This is a genomic window from Bacillus sp. FSL W7-1085, from assembly GCF_038595035.1.
Taxonomy (GTDB): domain Bacteria; phylum Bacillota; class Bacilli; order Bacillales; family Bacillaceae; genus Bacillus; species Bacillus altitudinis.
The window spans coordinates 1,611,866-1,629,817 of sequence record NZ_CP152000.1 but is presented as its reverse complement, the minus strand read 5'-3'; the positions used below and the strand labels follow the sequence as shown (position 1 = coordinate 1,629,817).

Annotated in this window: 18 protein-coding genes; all 18 read right to left on the bottom strand. The window is 41.1% G+C overall.

Translation table 11 applies throughout. From position 1 onward, the window contains the following. Positions 1 to 59: 59 nt before the first annotated feature. Positions 60 to 1,079: an aspartate-semialdehyde dehydrogenase gene (gene asd, locus MKY11_RS08240; RefSeq protein ID WP_017359063.1), complete on the bottom strand. Its 1,020-nt coding sequence runs from the start codon at positions 1,077 to 1,079 to the stop codon at positions 60 to 62. Positions 1,080 to 1,218: 139 nt separating this feature from the next. Continuing rightward, entirely contained in the window at positions 1,219 to 1,812 is a 594-nt protein-coding gene (dpaB, locus tag MKY11_RS08235; RefSeq protein ID WP_017367267.1) for a dipicolinate synthase subunit B, read from the bottom strand. Continuing rightward, positions 1,809 to 2,711 carry a dipicolinic acid synthetase subunit A gene (gene dpaA, locus MKY11_RS08230; protein ID WP_047945907.1) on the bottom strand — a complete coding sequence of 301 codons (903 nt, stop codon included), beginning with the start codon at positions 2,709 to 2,711 and terminating at the stop codon, positions 1,809 to 1,811. Before dpaA ends, dpaB begins: the two co-directional genes overlap by 4 nt. 123 nt (positions 2,712 to 2,834) lie before the next feature. Then, positions 2,835 to 3,107 (bottom strand): YlmC/YmxH family sporulation protein, encoded by a 273-nt coding sequence (locus tag MKY11_RS08225; RefSeq protein ID WP_008344726.1) that lies wholly within the window; start codon positions 3,105 to 3,107, stop codon positions 2,835 to 2,837. A gap of 60 nt (positions 3,108 to 3,167) precedes the next feature. Then, the gene (asnB, locus tag MKY11_RS08220) at positions 3,168 to 5,135 is read right to left on the bottom strand and encodes an asparagine synthase (glutamine-hydrolyzing) (RefSeq protein WP_342502005.1); all 1,968 of its coding nucleotides are present in this window, start codon (positions 5,133 to 5,135) and stop codon (positions 3,168 to 3,170) included. A 12-nt stretch (positions 5,136 to 5,147) separates the two neighbouring features. Then, entirely contained in the window at positions 5,148 to 5,702 is a 555-nt protein-coding gene (locus MKY11_RS08215; RefSeq protein WP_058337321.1) for a hypothetical protein, read from the bottom strand. Beyond that, positions 5,671 to 6,666, bottom strand: coding sequence for a hypothetical protein (locus MKY11_RS08210; RefSeq protein ID WP_058337322.1), 996 nt, complete (start codon positions 6,664 to 6,666; stop codon positions 5,671 to 5,673). The genes MKY11_RS08215 and MKY11_RS08210 overlap by 32 nt, the downstream gene beginning before the upstream one ends. Before the next feature lie 25 nt (positions 6,667 to 6,691). Further along, positions 6,692 to 7,885: an acyl-CoA dehydrogenase family protein gene (locus MKY11_RS08205; RefSeq protein ID WP_161565248.1), complete on the bottom strand. Its 1,194-nt coding sequence runs from the start codon at positions 7,883 to 7,885 to the stop codon at positions 6,692 to 6,694. Further along, positions 7,851 to 9,161, bottom strand: a complete 1,311-nt coding sequence (locus MKY11_RS08200; RefSeq protein ID WP_161565247.1) for a hypothetical protein — start codon at positions 9,159 to 9,161, stop codon at positions 7,851 to 7,853. Before MKY11_RS08200 ends, MKY11_RS08205 begins: the two co-directional genes overlap by 35 nt. Beyond that, complete coding sequence (locus MKY11_RS08195; protein WP_342502004.1) at positions 9,148 to 10,404, bottom strand: ATP-grasp domain-containing protein; 1,257 nt, start codon at positions 10,402 to 10,404, stop codon at positions 9,148 to 9,150. The genes MKY11_RS08200 and MKY11_RS08195 overlap by 14 nt, the downstream gene beginning before the upstream one ends. Before the next feature lie 4 nt (positions 10,405 to 10,408). Continuing rightward, complete coding sequence (locus MKY11_RS08190) at positions 10,409 to 11,539, bottom strand: nucleotidyltransferase family protein (RefSeq protein WP_342502003.1); 1,131 nt, start codon at positions 11,537 to 11,539, stop codon at positions 10,409 to 10,411. Next, the gene (locus MKY11_RS08185; RefSeq protein ID WP_052472182.1) at positions 11,526 to 12,662 is read right to left on the bottom strand and encodes an aminoacyl--tRNA ligase-related protein; all 1,137 of its coding nucleotides are present in this window, start codon (positions 12,660 to 12,662) and stop codon (positions 11,526 to 11,528) included. The genes MKY11_RS08190 and MKY11_RS08185 overlap by 14 nt, the downstream gene beginning before the upstream one ends. Beyond that, the gene (locus tag MKY11_RS08180) at positions 12,663 to 13,514 is read right to left on the bottom strand and encodes an HAD hydrolase family protein (RefSeq protein ID WP_342502002.1); all 852 of its coding nucleotides are present in this window, start codon (positions 13,512 to 13,514) and stop codon (positions 12,663 to 12,665) included. It lies immediately after the preceding gene. A gap of 3 nt (positions 13,515 to 13,517) precedes the next feature. After that, positions 13,518 to 14,600 carry a myo-inositol-1-phosphate synthase gene (locus MKY11_RS08175; RefSeq protein WP_045034284.1) on the bottom strand — a complete coding sequence of 361 codons (1,083 nt, stop codon included), beginning with the start codon at positions 14,598 to 14,600 and terminating at the stop codon, positions 13,518 to 13,520. 24 nt (positions 14,601 to 14,624) lie between these two features. Then, the gene (locus MKY11_RS08170) at positions 14,625 to 15,431 is read right to left on the bottom strand and encodes a histidinol-phosphatase (protein ID WP_342502001.1); all 807 of its coding nucleotides are present in this window, start codon (positions 15,429 to 15,431) and stop codon (positions 14,625 to 14,627) included. A gap of 16 nt (positions 15,432 to 15,447) precedes the next feature. Beyond that, positions 15,448 to 16,221: an SDR family oxidoreductase gene (locus tag MKY11_RS08165; protein WP_058337328.1), complete on the bottom strand. Its 774-nt coding sequence runs from the start codon at positions 16,219 to 16,221 to the stop codon at positions 15,448 to 15,450. A gap of 14 nt (positions 16,222 to 16,235) precedes the next feature. Next, on the bottom strand, positions 16,236 to 16,964 hold the full coding sequence (locus tag MKY11_RS08160) for an SDR family NAD(P)-dependent oxidoreductase (RefSeq protein ID WP_041507281.1): 729 nt from the start codon (positions 16,962 to 16,964) through the stop codon (positions 16,236 to 16,238). Further along, entirely contained in the window at positions 16,961 to 17,950 is a 990-nt protein-coding gene (locus tag MKY11_RS08155; protein WP_342502000.1) for a phosphotransferase, read from the bottom strand. Before MKY11_RS08155 ends, MKY11_RS08160 begins: the two co-directional genes overlap by 4 nt. Between the last annotated feature and the right edge of the window lie 2 nt (positions 17,951 to 17,952).

Here is a 17,952-nt window from a genome sequence, read left to right as displayed (position 1 = left end):
AAGAGAGCAGGCGAAAGATGCCTAACTCTCTTCTATTCGTCCTCATCATCCATTGAATGTTAAACTAATTTTAATGCTCGTAAGCTTTCTGCAATTTGAACGGAGTTCCATGCAGCGCCTTTTAGCAGGTTATCAGATACAATCCACATATGGAAGCCATTTGGACGATCCAAATCCTTCCGAATGCGGCCGACAAATACGTCGTTTTTACCAACAGCATCTGCAGGCATTGGATAAATTTGCTGAGACGGATCATCTTGTAATGTGATGCCTGGTGCATCTTTTAGGATGGACTTGACGTCATCAACCGTTGCGTCATTTGATTCAAGTTCAACGTAAACCGATTCTGAATGACCCGTTTCAATTGGTAGTCTCACACATGTTGCCGCTACTTCCAGCTCTGGCAAGTGCATGATTTTTTTCGTTTCATTGATCATTTTCATTTCTTCAAATGTATAGCCATTGTCTTGGAATTTATCAATTTGCGGAATCGCATTAAAGGCAATTTGATAAGGCATGACTTCTGGTTTCACATCTTCTTTATTTAAAATGGCTTGCGACTGGCTGTACAGTTCGTCAATGGCTTCATGTCCTGCACCTGATACTGCTTGGTAAGTAGACACAATGACTTTTTTCATGCCATACGCTTGACGAAGCGGTTCTAGCGCCGCTACCATTTGAATCGTTGAACAGTTAGGGTTTGCAATGATCCCTTGATGGTCATGCAAATCTTTTTCGTTTACCTCTGGTACGACAAGAGGGGTATTTTCGTCCATACGAAAAGCACTTGTATTATCGACAACAATTGCACCTCGTTTGACTGCTTCAGGAGCTAGCGCTTTGGAAACATTTCCTCCCGCACTGAATAGTGCAATATTGACCCCTTCAAAGCTTTCAGGTGTTGCTTCTTGAACGGTATACTCTTGACCTCTGAATGTCACTTTTGTTCCAGCAGAACGTTTTGAGGATAGTAGAGTAAGTGTATCCATTTCAAAATCTCTGTCAGCTAGTGTTTTTAACATTTGTTGACCGACAGCTCCAGTCGCTCCAACTACAGCTACATGCAATCCTCTTCCCATCAGTAAAACTCCTTCCGACCCATCCATGATTCTTTTCTTTCGGATGGCCATCCTATGACTTTTTACATTTTATTTTACCATAGAAAAGCAAGGCTTGAAGTACCTTTTTTGAATCTTTCATGATTTTCTAGTGAATCTATTATTCGTTTGATCCAATTAAAATGGGCTGAATTTGTCTATGCTCGAGCGCCTCTTCTACTGTTTTCGTCAGTAGATCCATATGCGCTACCATGGAAGTCGGTTTTTTGAATGGATCATCTTGGCCGAATGGAATAAAGAAAATGTTCTTTGTCGACATGAGTCTCATGAGATTTGTACCATTTAAACCTAATGCATCATTGGTGGAAATGCCTAAAACGACAGGGCGATGATTACGAATGGTCGCCTTAGCAGCCATTAAGACTGGACTGTCTGTTAGTGCATTTGCAAATTTCGCCATTGAATTGCCTGTTAAAGGCGCAATGACCATACAATCAAGTGGAAGTTTTGGTCCAAGCGGCTCTGCTTTGACGATTGAGTCAATCGCTTGAAATCCTGTCAGCTTCTCAATCCGCTCAATCCAGTCCGCTCCTTCTCCGAATCTCGTATTCGTATTTTGCACCGTATATGACACGACAGGACGCACTTCTGCCCCTTCTTTCACGAGTGATTCGATTTGCGGAAAAACGGCTTCGTACGTGCAGTGAGAACCTGTTAAACCAAAGCCGATTCTTTTCCCTTTTAGTGTAGTCATGATTCCATCCCCCTTTTTTCCTCCGCAAGTTCACATAAGAGTCCAGATAGCACTTTTGCAATGATCTGCCCGGCTGTCTTTGGTGCCACAATTCCTGGAAGTCCTGGTGCAAGAAGCGCCTTCACTCCATGCTTTTGTGCAAAGTCAAAGTCTGTTCCACCTGGGCGGGAGGCGATATCCAAAATGAGTGTCTTTGGTGTCATGCTGACGATGACAGATGAATCTAATACTAAGCTTGGAATCGTATTAATGATGATGTCGACATCCGTTACTTCATCTTTTAAACGGTCCATTGAAAATGGATCAAGTCCCATCTCAAAGGCTCGCGCTAAATGGGCTGTATCCGCAGCACCAACTTTCACTTCCGCACCTAGCGCCCGAAATGTGCGGGCAATGGTGAGCCCTGTTCGACCAAGTCCGAGAACAGCGACATGTGACCCATGAATCGTATAGTCCGTTTGCTGAATGGCCATCATGATAATCCCTTCAACTGTTGGAATAGAGTTATATATGGCAATATCATCTCGCTCAAACAGCTTCACAAGCTTCCGGTTCACCTGCTTTGCCATATTGTCTAAGTACATATTAGAAATACCTGAGTACAAGATACAATGTGCAGGGGTTCTTTCTAAATATTTAGCTTCTAGCACGACCTTCTCATTTGAAAAAACGGTGGCAACGACCCCTTCGTCTGTAGCACCTGATACCGGAAGGATCATACTATCCACTTGTTCAAATGGAAGCTCTGACATTTTCAGCTTTTCAGCACCAATAAATCCATGATCCAGCTGATCAAATCCGACCAAAAACACTTTGGCATGCTGCTGTGACAGCTTGCGAATGATTTCAAGCTGCCTAGCATCTCCCCCGATCACCGCAACCGTTAAACCGCTCAACATACTGACCGTTCACCTTCTTTATTTAAAAAAGTCTGTAATATTTTCCGAATCTCCCTTTCAGCATATGAGGAGAGGATTCAGCCTGTGAACAAATCGGAGAGAGAAAAGAAAAAGAGCACCCTTTTATGATGGGTGCTCTTTTTCTCCGTGCGGCTGAAGTTCTTCAGGCACATCGAGAATGATCATATCTGATCCTATTTTTTGAATGTGATTCCACGGAACGCGGATGTCATTTCCTTGTTTTCGAAAGCCAAACCATTTGACGGAAGGTATGATGAGTGCTGTAATTTGACCGTCCTGTTCATTTATTTCAAGGTCGGTTTGTCCAAGCACGCCAAGCCGCTCCGCTCTTTTAATATCGACGATCTCTTTTCCTGACAGCTCACTCAGCCTCAAAATCGCATCACTCCCTTCCATATCATATATGCAGCAGGGAGGGTGAATAGACCGGGCCTCTTAATGACTAGTTTGGAGCGGAAGACGCGCCCCTTTGATATAGTGATCATGCCATAATTCCAAGTTGTAAAGCATCCACACTTTTTGGTCCGCTCCATTTTTGTTCTTCTGATTCGAATGATGTCGCAAAAATTGTTCTAACGGCTCTTTTTGAAATAATTGTGTTGCAAAGCTTTGTTGATCAAGAAGTTTCTCTTCGATTTCTCCCATTCTTTTGTTCATCCAATGATACACCGGAACCGGAAAACCCATTTTTCTTCTATATAATATACGCTTATCCACCGTTTGCTCCATTGTCTTTTTCAACATATATTTCGGAATATCTTGGACCTCGCTTGTTTTAAGGCTCGATTGGAAAAATGCTTGCACTTTGCTAGGTAGCCCTTTATAAGGAAGTTTGTACTTGAAAGGCATATCGTTGACAAATTGGATGATGCGATGATCAAGAAACGGTACACGTGCTTCTAATCCGTGTGACATCGTCATCATATCAAGCCGGTCTAACAAGTTGGGTAAATGGATTTGTTGAAATAAATAGAGCAGTTTGTTTTCATAAGACGCCCCTTCCATCTCTTTAAAGCAATGGGCGATCAACTGATTCATGTGCAAATCAGCAGAATCAATTGAATGAGCTTGCTGACCTAAGAGCTGCTCTTTTTCGCTATCCGTAAACCAAGCATATCTTTTTTTATAATGTTCCATTTCCCCATCAAGATGGATAAATTGATGCACCTGTTGCTGAAAGGACGGTTCAAATAATACCTTTGAAAGGATCGATGACAGCTTTCGGTTTTTTTGAAGCCATAAAATTTTACGCCAATCTGAAGGACTCCTAAACACACGTCCATACCCTGCAAACAATTCGTCCGCTCCTTCACCACACAAAACAACCGTTACATGCTTTTTTGCTTCACGTGACATATGGTAAAAAGCGACTTCATGAGGAATGGAAAGAGGATGATCTCTTCGCTTCACAACTTCTGGCAATAATTGAAAGTACTCTTCTTCACTCATTCGATGCGAGTGAAGCTTGACGTTGTATTGATCTGCTGCGAGCTTGGCATAGCTTTCTTCAGAAAAACCTTCCTCTTCAAAGCTGGTCGAAAAACAGTGAATATTCTCGTTCGCATATTTGGACATCAAAGCAACAATAGAAGTCGAATCCACTCCACCACTCAAAAAAGCTCCTACAGGTACATCAGACATCATTTGTTTTTGCACACTATCTTGAAGTAATTCAAACAATCCCTTTTGATAATAACGTTCTCCCCTGTCAATTCCATCAGATGGGAAAGGATATTGCCAATAGGCCTCTTTTGTCATTCCTGTTTCATCTATTTTCAAGATGACACCTGGGGGTAATGTTTGAATTCCTTGAAAGAAAGTTTGCTCGCCGATCGCATAACGGAAGGATAAATAACTAAGGACAGCTTCAGGCTGAATGGCAATTTGTATATCTGGATGCTGAAGAAGAGCTTTCATTTCCGATCCGAAAATAAGCCCTCCTCTACATTCTGAAACATAAAGCGGTTTAATCCCAGACCGGTCTCTAAATAAAAAGAATTCTTTCTTCTTTTGATCCCATATCGCAGCTGCAAACATTCCATTTAATTGCTCAATAAAAGAAATACCATATTCTTCATAGCCATGAACAAGTACTTCTGTATCTGTCAGCGTACGAAACGTATGACCTTTATTCCATAAGTCCTCTCTTAGTTCTTGGAAATTATATATCTCGCCATTTAAAATCACACAAATAGACTCATCTTCATTTGTTATTGGCTGCGGCCCAGATTGAATATCGATAATGGAAAGCCGCGTATGAACCAAACCAACTGAGTCGTCTTGATATACACCACTATCATCAGGTCCACGCACACTAAGTACGTTTTTCATCTTCAGTAAGATGTGTGGATCAAGTGGTGCTTTGTTAAAATGACAATAACCTGCAATGCCGCACATAGACATGGCTCCCTTCCATCACTGATCTGACTGCTGGATCGTCATTGCGAAAATATGCATAAATGGATTATCTTGAAAGCGGATTTCATCAAAAACGATTTTTTGCGAGAAGGAAAGCGAATCAATCCATAGGTTTGATGTCAAATGATGATTGATGCCGGCTACCGTATGAATATAATCAAATGCATAAGCCAATCGATCATCAAATGCAGGTTCACGTTCAATCACATCGGTTAATGAAAGACGAGATTCCAAGACAACGGTCCCCTCTCGTAATAATGTCATCTTTTCGTAGAGATTACCATTAGATGAACAGCCAACGACATGGAGCGCTTCTGCTTCAACTGCCTGAAGTTGAATAGACTGACCTTCTAATTCAATATTGTCTCCTTGATCTTGATAAATGAACTGAAAAGGAATGCCTTCGACCAAAGAGTCTTTCACGTTCATGACCAACTCAGCCGGCAAAGAAGCCCCGCCAATGGTTAATTGGCCTTTTTCATATTCATTTTGATATGTGATGCCTCTGTTATTGACATAATCATGAAGAGTGAGGGGTTGATAGGTTTTCATTTTGAATCACCTCTTTTAGTTGCGTGAGAAGGCTTGTCTCCACTTCTAATGTTTTTTGAAACCGATTCGACGTTCTTTCAATCATACTGCGAGGATTTTTGCTGAGGCCGACTCTAGCTGTAAAATTAGCAAGCACTGTCCAGCTTTGATAAGCATCTTCAAATGCTTGAATAAGGGGTTGTAAATGCTCATTTTCATATGATGATAAAAATGTCACCATATGTTTTCTGGAGTTGGCGACATCCTTTAGTCCTTCAAAATAAACATTGTCTAATAAATTACCATTTTCATCACCTTTGATACTATCTATATAATCTCTTTGAATGACTGAAATTGCGTCAAGTCCTGTGATAGCTCCAGGCAATTCAAAATGTGGCGGTGCACCTTCTAATATGGCGACATGCTCTTTTAAAACTTTCATTACATCCGGTTCTTTCTCAAGATCAACCTGTTTGATCCATTTATAACGATTTTCGGTTCGAGGCGTATGTTCGTAGACAGAGCGTGCGGCTTTCATCAAATGATCTTTACTCAATGTGCCATGATAGGAATAAGCATGGTCACTGATCACTACATGATCATCATTCACCTCAAGTACTTCCAATGTATGATATCCATGTTCTCTTTCAAAAAATGGACAGTACGGTAATTCAAATATATCTAAAGAAACAGACACAGTGCCTCTCTCAGGATGCTGTTTAAAAACCCGATTCATATAGAGGTCTAATTCCTCTTCGGTGTAAAAAATTTCTTCTAAATGAATGCCATTATGATGCAGAATATCTTCACGAAAATGTTTAAAGGAACCGATCAAAACAAATCCTTGGTCTTGAGATCTATAAACAAGACCAGCTTGCCTCCAAATCCTGTCGATTTGAATTCCTTGTCTAAGAAGCATGGCTGCAATCGTTAATTGAGAACAGTTTAAATAATTGTTTCGGTAAATAGGTGCTGCAGTAGCCACATATGTCTCCTCCTTTTTTACGCCATCATACCCAGCGATTTTTTAACGGGATAATGCCCAGCTCTTTTTTCGCAATCACTTCTTTTAATACATCTTCTGAAGGTGGATGAAATTTTGCCGCTTTCACATCTCGGCTTAAGCGCTCAAGCAAAGATCCTTGCTGTAATGAAGAAAAACCCTCGACCTGAGAAGCCAGTTCCACGATTTCTTCTGCCGCCTGTGTCACAAAGTGTTTAGTAATCAGCGTCTTCGTATACAACTCACTCGAGTAATGAGTTTGTTTCTTTTCTCGATCTGCTTGCTGGGCACAGGCCATGAGCTGAGAATGTGCAACATCTAATTTCATTTTCATATCTGCAATACGAAATTGTTGACCTGGTAAAAAGGCTGATTTTTTCTTAGAAATTCGATCATTCCTTTTATATGCCATACCGAGGGCATGTTCATATGCTGCCTTTGCAATCCCGTAATAAACAGCGGTAACAGCTAAACGAAACCAATAGATTAAATGTTCAGTATCTTCTATTGCGTAGCCTTCCCGCCCGATGAGCTGATGATCGGGTATAAACACTTGATCAAAATGAATGTGATGACTCATCGATGCTCTCATTCCCGAATAATTCCACGATTCCTCCACCGCAGCACCTTCACTCGGTAATGTCATTAAAAGCGCCGTCATTCCATATTGAGATGTACATGACGACGGGGCATACTCACAATAGATTGGCAAATATTTAATGCGCGGTGCACCTGTCACAGTAAACTTAGTTCCACTCACAAGATATCCGCCATCTGTTTTTTCGGCGGTGATGGTTGGAATTCCCTCCATTTGCTTTCGCTGATAAATAAAAATCACATTCGGGTCGCTGACAGAAGCGATGAACTCTCCTGAATGCCGAATATCGTCAAATACCGAAGCCTGCTGCTCACTTGTCAGCACTTCAGAAAATGCGCCGAGCGAATAGTAATGCATCGCCATAATGAGGCCTGTTGACGCACACCCTTTAGATATGTGTGACAACAAGGTGATCGTTTCTTCAAATCCATATCCAAGACCTCCGTCTTGTTTTGGCATATTGGCGACATGTAATCCACAATCAATCAGCTCGTCTAGATTCTGATGTGGGAACCGAGATTCGGCATCCAGCTGCCCTGCTCTTTCTGAAAATTGGAGAATGAGACGATCAATCGTTTCTTGTCGAAGCTCTGTCAGTTTCATTTCCACCCCTCCTTTGTCTAAAGAGTGATCTATTTTGTTTCCATAAGAGATCTTCCGGGGTCCCTCTATCTCGCACAACATAATCGTTCCCCTCAAACAACAGTAGCTCAAGCGGAGAAGAATGACCTAAAAATAAGGTAGGGCTGTAGCTCAGTCCATATGCACCAGATTTCTCAATACAAAGAAGATCCCCTACTTCCCCTTGCGGAAGCTCCACCTGCCTGCCAATTAAGTCTTCTGGTGTACAAAGTGGACCAACAATTGATTGTTTCACTACGTCTGCGGTGTTGCTGGAATGTTTAATAAGCCGCATAGGGTAATTATTGCGGAGCAGTCTGCCTCTAAACGTCATCGCTTGATGATGATGCATCCCGCCATCTGCTATTAAAAACGGCTGCCCTTTTGATTCTTTTACATATTGTATCGTTGTTAAATAAACACCACATTCTGCTAAAAGAAATCTCCCCATTTCTATAATAAACCTCGGAAATTCAAGCTCAGTTTCATATGATCTAATCAAATCCGCTACGTGTTGAAATAGCCTTTCAGCATGAAGCGGGGTTTCATGCTGAAAATACGGAATGCCAAAACCGCCACCTAAATCAACCATCTGGCATGTTCGTCCATATTCATTCTTGATTCGAACAGCTGTGTTAAGTGTGTATTCAAACGATGATAAAAGCGATGTTTCATCAAGAACTTGAGTCCCCAGATACATATGGATACCTTTAAATAGCAGCGAATGATCATACTTCTGAAACAGATCAAATACATCATTCAGTTTAGATTCATCTATTCCAAACGGACTTGGAACTCCGCCCATTTTTATTTTGGCTCGTGATTCAATTGATTCTGGATTGATCCGAATGCCTACTGATGCCTGCTTGTCTTGACGTTTTGCAGACTCAGCGATGTAGGTCAGTTCTTCCTTAGATTCGGCGATAATACAATAGATCTCATGCTGAACAGCGGTATCAATCTCTTCCTTCTGCTTACCCGGTCCAGAAAAAATGATTTGCTGCGGTGAATAACCTGCTTTTATCGCCATGAAAAGCTCTCCTTCAGAAGCCACTTCTATACCAGCTCCAAAAGACCGTAACAATGATGCAATCGAGACATTTCCATTGGACTTAAATGAAAAGAACACCTCAGCTGTTTGATGGAGCCATGATGTAATGTGCTCATAGTGCTCTTTCAATGCATCTCCATCGTATACATACATCGGCGTCCCATAACGATTCGCTTTCTCTAAGAGCGTAAAGTCATTTTCCAGCACTACTCCTCCTCCTTTCTGATGAAAATTCCATCTCATCAAACATTGTCAGCATATGAATCTGCTTGTCCTTCTTCATATGGTAAAACAAGATAAACAATCGATAGTGCCACGTATCATCAGATCTCGTCTTACCAAAAGTATAAATAAAGAACCCGCCATCTTCTCCCGGATTGAGTGCTTCTGTTACCTCCGTTAGGACATCTTCAAATGGCAGGTCAGTGCGGCATGAGAATCGTTTAAAGCGGCTTTCGATATATTCGTAGGTTGAAAAAAAACGACAAATCAGTGGGAGTAAATAAGTGACCTGTGTGAACCGGGCATTTATTTCAATGATCGGTATGAGCTGTTCATTTTCATCAATAATTGAATCGACACCAACCACACCACGATACCCTTCATCATAAAGAAGCTCTATGATTCGATGCATGCTTGCTTCGTATTCACGTTTTTTGTCCAATTCATACACAGGCGCAAAATCCGTCCCTAAGTAAATGCCGTCCTCATTAATTTTCTGCTCTGTAATGGAGAGTAAGTGTGACCCCTTCTCTTGAATGAGCAATTGGGCATTTAAGGAGCGTTTAATCGGATGCCATCCCTCTAAGAGCAAATCCGTTTCGATATTCCTTCTTTCAATAAAGGTCAGCAGCTGCATAAATTCTCGGTCACTTTTTAAAATACGCAGCCCCTTCCCAGATGATCCATAAGGTATTTTCAGAACCATTTTGGAGAAATTCTTCGCCTTTAATTCTTCATACGTCTGTTTTAATTCGTCAGCATGATGACAGATAGCGCCGCATGTGACGTTAAACAGATGTTCTTCTGCCCATCTTCTTGTAGAAATCTTATGATTGAACCGCTTTACGAGTGTAGCATTTGAGCCGTATATCGTTCTTTTTTCAATCAATGCTTCTTTTTCAAGGGATTCATCTAAAAGATACGGTACAATCAGTCCATTTAATTTAAATGCTTGGTCTAGGTTAGTTATATGCGGAAGCTGGACACCTTGATTTTCCAAATAGGCTAAAAAAGCTTTATCAGGCTGATGATGCAAGATGACATGATGCTCTTTAGATGCAATCAAAAGCAGTTGTTGTTCTTGCTGAAGAACCAGTTCATTTTGAACATGGTCTGTCATGACTGGTAAAGCTCTTGTTTGATCCCAGCTTTGTTCTTGATTCATATTTCCATACCATATCACGTCATTTCTTCCCTTAAAATCAAATAGCGATGCCGGATCTTTCATGACACTACTCCTTATGCACAGAATGCTTGTTAATATCTAAAGATCGATTAATATGAAAGAATCGTTTACGAATTGGTTGATTCCAAGTATGAACGACATCATTTGCATCCAGCACTTCGGATAAATAAGTAAGCGATTCAGGCTGAAGTGCGTCCATGACAAGTTCAGGAATCGTTTGAGGAAAGACCTCATTCACATAATGAAAAGCAAAATAGACCATCTTTTCAAAGCCATACGCTTTCGTCTGGCGGACAAACAAATCCACATCGAGTAGGTCTTCCTTCATAAACATGCCATATATATCTAGCAGTTTATAAAGCAGTAAGTCTTTCATTGACTCCACTTCATTTAAATAAATCGCTTCTTTATAAAAATGAATACATAGGAAAAGAAGCATATCCTCTTCTTTTAAAGACCATACAAGGTGCTCGTCAACAGACGTTTGAATTCGTCTAGACAGCATTTCTTTGACGATTGAATCCGTTCGGTTCCCTGTCATGAGGTCAACTGAAAACTGAACATCAATTTTATGACAATCAATAAAGCGGCAATCTGGTGTAGGTTTCATATAGGTGTAGGTTTGATGTGAGTTCATGATGAGGTAAAGGATGTCTTTGCGTTTGGCAGGTGTGACTGTCTCCGTTTCATAGTTCCAAGAACCTTGAATATAGCCTAATTCGTTTAATGCGTGTCCAGTTTCTTGCAGCTGATCTTGTGAGATAAAGAGATCGTTGTCCCCAAATAAGCGAAGCCCAACATCACCGTATGCCCACTGGCCAATTACACTTCCTTTTACAATGGCATATTCAATTCCTTTTTGATCAAGTGCTTGAAATAACTGATCATTTAACTTGATATTGTCTCGAGCCGTTTCTAGTTGACCCTTATACATAATCTCTAATGACTTTAAAAAATAAGTCGCTTTAAACTCTTTTCTTAAATGAATGGCATAACGTTTAATATTCTTCCACGCAATTCCTGCTGTCCGGTGAACATGCAGCATTCCGAGAATGACATTCCAGTCTTGCTGCTTATACAAAAGATCCTGCATCTCTTCAATTTGACTCGCTTTTAAAAAAGGAGTGGATAAAGTGAGAGCTGTATGTTCTTCTTGAGTCAGATTACTTTGCAGCATAGCGCTCCTCCTTTAAATGAAGCATGTCTTTCGGCCAATCCTTTCGATTTCGACCGTATGTTTGTAAAAACACTTGAACCCAACGATCGATCCCAAATGCCGCACAACCTGAATAAAGCGGCAGACCATCTTCTCCGCTAATATGGAACCTTTCACAAAGCATCTCTCCGCAGTCGTTAAAAGAAGCGATTGAAACGTCTTTCTTTTCTGTCACAGCGACTAATTCATATTTGCTATTAGCCATTAATTGATAATTCGCTTTATCCATATCATCATAAAAGAAAAAAGGGTCATTTGCGGTCGTGACCTTTCCACTTAGACCAAGTTGATGAAAGCATTCCCATGTGTTCTCAAGGAGTGTTTTTCTCGTTTCATTGATAAATTCTTGATGACCAATAAAGACAATTTCGCGCATACTAAATTCTATTTTCCTGAGAGGGTCCACTTTCCAAGAGATTTCATGTCTAAAACATTGCCCCGTTGCTGTCATCATTTGATTGTCTGTATACGTCTTCCCTTCCCATTCCTCATAGCAGTGATAACAAATACACGGCTGTAAAAAACGGCCTGCCTGCTGGAAGTGTTCAGGCTGAAAACCATGATGCTTTTCTCGAATATCATCAATGATTTGATAATCATGAGGGATCTCAAAAACAGAATAAATATTTTGTGGAAAATTCGTATGATACTTACATTTTTCCATTAAATCTTTACTGATCGTCGAAGGGTATCGCCTTACTTTCGCTCCAAGTGAAATCCCTATATTTAAAAATAATTGATCAAAGTAGTTTGAAAGTTCCAATTCAACTTCATCATAGAAGGTTCTTTTCTGATCTTCCTCGCTTAGTTTCGAATGAACAGGCTCACTAGATAAATGAATATTTGATTTTATTTCTTTTTCACGAAATCTCCGCAGCTGTGCGATATTTGACGATAGATTCGAAAACGCAGTTGATATTGCCTCTTTGTCTCCCATTTTATCTACGGTTACTTCAATCATAGATTCCTCTTCGTTAAGAGCCACGTGCACAATATGAGCAGATAGAAATGAAACTCTTTCCATAAAATCCGATATCATTGTATCTTCTAATGCTTCTGGTAAAGGCAGTTGAAGGGTCCTCAACTAAATACCTCCCTTTTCATTGATAACGTGCGGCGTTTCAAATGATTGTAAAACTTTAAATAGATAATCAGAAATAGGCTCCTGTAAAAGAACATCACTTAACTCAATCGCCGACGGATGACTATCTTGAACGGCTAGCCCCCACTTGGCCTTCTTCAGCATCAGCCTGTCATTATGACCATTTCCAAAGGCAATCACACGATCTAAATCTCTTTCTCCAAAACAATCGAATAAATGGTGCTCAAGCATGTCTGCCTTACAAATCCCTTTTGGAGATATGACTTGAGCATTTAAAAACTGGGCATCTGCTACGTCGCAATGACAATTTTTTAATTGTTGAGCAAGATCCACTTTTTCTTTTGGTAAAATAAATAGTTTTGTGACACGCTCAAAGTTGAATTCTTTCTTGTGACCAACCTCTATTTTTTCTCGTGGAAAGGTGTATAGCATGCAGTATTTCAACTTAGCACTTTTACTTGATGCCACGTGCTTCCCATGAGATTCCATGACAAATTCAGCTTTTCCATCAAGTGATGTGATGATCTGTTGGCATAAAGCTGCATCTACATACCGCTTCACCTCAAATGTTTTCTTTTCATGATGACAAATGACATTCCCATCATTCAGCAAAACATCATGATGAAATAAGGCGAGTAGAGATCGATCTAAATCCAGAGAGAAGAAAGAATCATAGGTTCTTCCTGTCACAATAATGGGTATAATGCCTCTCTGGCGCAGCATCTTCACTGCGCCATGGACATCACCAATAAGCTCGCCTCTGTCATCAATTAATGTTCCATCCAAGTCAAAAGCGGCAAATTTTATCTTGCGAAGATTGAGTTCCGCTTCCACTGGTTACACCTTTTTCAGCTCAGCATTTGCCACATATTCATTGAACAGACGTAATGATTCTGAATCGACTTGTCCAACTGGTGGACTCTTAAATAAGAATGGGCAGACGTCATGTATGACACCGCTATGATTCATATCTTTAGCTGCTTTTGCAACACGCATCGCATTCGCAATGACACCAGCTGAATTCGGACTATCCTCTACTTGTAAACGAATTTCAAGTGAAATGTCAGAATCTAAAACCGAATTCCCTTCTAATCGCAAGAAGCAGACTTTATGATCCCCTAAGTAGCTGACATAACCATTTGGACCTGCTGCCACTTCACTGGCATCAATCCCCGAAGCGAACAATGCTTTTCTCTTCGATTTTTGCTTACTCGTTGATCTCATAGGGTTGGCTAGGTTTAAAAAGTCCGTATTCCCTCCAACATTTAGTTGGTACGTATTGGTGATATCAATCCCGCGGGATTTTAATAGTTCAATTAAGGCTGTATGCAGTGTGGTTGCACCTAAGTGACTTCTTAAATCGTCTCCAAGGAGCGGGGTCTCCGACTCTTCAAACATTTTGACAAACTCAGGATCATTTGCCACCGGTTCAGGTGTCGCATTAATAAAGGCTGTTTGAGCGTGTGCACACGCCTCTGCGTACACACGAACTGCTTCAAACGAACCTGTTGGTAAGAAGCAGACGAGTACATCTGCCTGAACATCTTTTAACCTTTGCGTTACTTCATGTGTTTTCATATTCAGTGAATGTTCATGTGGTTGAATGCAGTTGGACAAATCTCCTTCAAGTCCATCACATAAAGGACCTGCTTCGACGGTTACTTGGAAAAACGGAACATCGATATGTTTCACTGCAGCTGTTGGTTTAGTAAAAATGGCCTCTGATAAGTCTTTTCCGACTTTATTTTGATCTACTTCAAAAGCTGCAACAAATTCGACATCAGATAACTGATAGCCTCCAATGACGTCATGCATAACACCAGAGAGCGTATCCTTCTTTTCCTTAGCCAACTCAACAAATTGAACGATACTTGACGCACATGATCCTACTCCTGCAATTGCTACACGAACTTTTGTCATTTTCATAACCCCTTTTTTATGAATTTATAGAGCCAATTTTCGCTTTTGACGAGATTGAAAAATACACCATTCCTGGTAACCTAATTCCTTCAGCGTTTGTTTCACTTTCAGCCAATCATCTGCCACACGGGCGGGCTGATGAGCATCTGAGCCAAACGTGACTTCCACACCATAAAATTTGGCTCGCTCTAATAGATCCATTGATGGATACCAGCCGCCGCAGTCTTTTGTTTTGCCAGAGGTATTCACTTCAATCACAGAACCACTCTCCGCAATGACTTTTAGCGCATCATCGACAGCTTCTGTTTTGAGATGAGCAATTTCTGGATAAAAACCTTTTAAGGCGTCAATATGCCCTAAAACGTCGAACATTTGACTCTCAGCAGACATCTTAATCAACTGGTAATACGTCTCTTTTTCAATGATGGCTTGTTTCTCTGTGATTCGTTCCCAGCGTTTCCGGTTAAATAGGTCGTATCCATTACTGACATGAACCGAGCCAATGATATAATCAAATGGATAATGTCGATACACGTCTCGGTAGAGGGCTTCGTGTTCTGGAAAATAGTCAGATTCAACACCTAATAGCACGTGAATTTTCCCCTCATATTCCTTTTTCAATTGCAGGACTTCCTCTACATATGATTGAAATTCACTCTTCGCCATCGCTACCCATGGTTTAAAATGATCAGCCTCTTCACCAAAAAACGGGGAATGATCCGATATTCCGATACATTCTAGACCTAGTTTGACAGCCTCATCGATATATTCTCTGATGTTTCCCTCCGCATGACCACAGCGCTGATGATGTGTGTGCAGATCAAATTTCATCAAAATGTTTACTCCTCTACATGGCAGTATAGCCGCCGTCAACCATTAGATTTTCTCCTGTGATAAAACTCGCTTCATCAGAGAGAAGAAAGATGACAGCAGATGCGATCTCTTCTGGATCAGCTGTTCGTTTTAACATGTGCATCCCTCCAATATCAGGGTGCTGATTTGCTTGCTCTCTTGTCAACCCAAGTTCTTCCAAGTGAAATCGTTCGTTATTTTTGTTCCACACCGTACCGGGATTCACTGCATTCACACGAATACCTGCATCCGCCAAATCCATTGCCATGCATCGCGTCATATTCACAACGGCTGCTTTTGTTGCGTTGTATGTTAAATATTTCGGCTGGGCAATATGACCTGAAATGGAGGCAATATTTACAATGGATCCTTTTCCTATTTTCTCCATGTAAGGTGACGTGTGTTTGACACATAGGGCTTGCCCCATAATATTTAAGTCCATGATGCGCCGCCATTCTTCAACAGTAGCTTCAAGGCCACGCATGATAAAAACGGCTGCACAATTCACAAGCATGTCAATTTTCCCAAAATGATCGACTGTTCTTTCTACCATTGAGACAATGGCTGCCTCATCAGCAATATCAGCTTCTATAAACAACACATCATATCCAATTTCTTTGAGCCTTTTTTCTGCTGCTAATCCGTAATCTACATGGTGATCAGCAATGACGACTTGCGCACCTTCTTGTGCTGCTCGTTCTGCGACCGCATATCCAATCCCCTGCGCCCCGCCTGTCACAATCACTGTCTTTTCTTTCATCCCTCGCATGTAGCTGCCTCCTCTTACCACTGAAGTCTTTTACCGTCTCTTAGTAGCTCTCCTGTTGGTCCATCTCGGGGGAGCTGTGCCGCCCATACGATTCCTGATGCACCTTCCTGAACAGTTTTAACCGCCTCTGATGTCCCCATGTCCGTTTGTACCCAGCCAGGACAAACCGCATTCGCAAGAATAGAAAATGGCGCCCCCTCTAAAGCCGTGACTTTTGTCAGAACGTGCAAAGCCGCTTTTGACATCCTGTAGTAAGGACCGCTTTTTCCGTCACGCCTAACATCGTTTGAAGCGGAGATGGCGGAGAGCCTGCCCATGCCGCTAGATACATTGACGATTCGTCCATATCCAGCCTCTTTCATGTAAGGGAAAACCGCCTTGGTCATTCTGGCTGCGCCATACACATTGACATTCATCGTTTCTTGAAGTGTCGATACAGGAAGATCTAAAAAAGATGGAAAGGCGTCATCCATTATGTTGTCAAGAAAGACTCCCGCATTATTAATCAGCACATCCACTCTTCCGTACGAATCCTTTATAAAAGCCGACAGACGTTCAACCGACTCTTCGTTTGTCACATCCAGCTGGTATGGCACAACCTGCTCATTTATATCAGAAGCAGCTAATTCAGCATTTTCAATCTGCCGTGCTGTTAAAATGACAAGCATGCCATCTTGCGCAAGCTGTCTGCACACTTCTTTTCCAATGCCTCTATTTCCACCAGTGACAACAGCAACCTTCAAATCCTCATCTCCGTTTGGAGATACCATTCTTCTTTCAGCTGGCTTGATGCGGATTCTAGTGCTTCCAAGGACCAATCAATATACCAGTTCAATAAGTGAGGTGTGTAAATATGCAGAAGTGTTAAATACCGACCTGTCGGAATATATAAAAGTCTGATAAAACCAGATATAGAACGCCACTCGTTTTCAGATAAGTCATTGGCATATGCCTTTAAAAATTTAATCGTTTTCACAATGTCTAGTTGAAATGTTCCCCGCTTGATTCTCGTTAACAAAAAAGCAGATATGGCTGCATCATAAATTCGTGGTCTATAACCTGCTGTATCAAAATCAAGAACCATGGCGAGCTTCTTATGACGGATGAGCAGGTTGCCAGAATGAAAATCACCATGTGTGACAGCATGTGGTAATGCCTCATACAGACTAGGATTTAGCAGCGTGAGTACATTCATCAGCTCCTGTTCATACACTTTAAGCAAAGAAGCAGCCTTTTGAGAAGAAACGACTTTCTTTAATACACTTGCCGTCTTATCCAGTGTTTCGTCCGGTGAAGTTATCCAGTTTTTCAATTCACAGTTTGGGTTCACAGGCCCTTTCGGTAAGTTCTTTAATGAATGAAGTTGTCTTAATACCCGAATGGCTTCTTGTTCATCTGAACGATTTCCCATTTCATATGGCCTTCCTTCAAAATAGGGCCGCAACTGCCAAAAATGTTCTTTGAATAAAATGGTTTTACGACCGTTCTCTGCCTCTATCATTGGTTGAATCGGGAAACCATGATCAAGCAAAGCATCTGTTAAATCTTCTAAATATTGAAGCCACTTTGCATCATGATTTCTCGCACATTTTTTTAAGACAAAGCGGTTTTTAGCATCCTCTACAAGCCAGCCTTCATTAGGGCTTCTTCCGTTTAAAGGTGTTAAGCGGATTGGCTGTTCCGAAAACCAATATTTCAGGACATTATCAGCATCATCAGATTTCATCATGT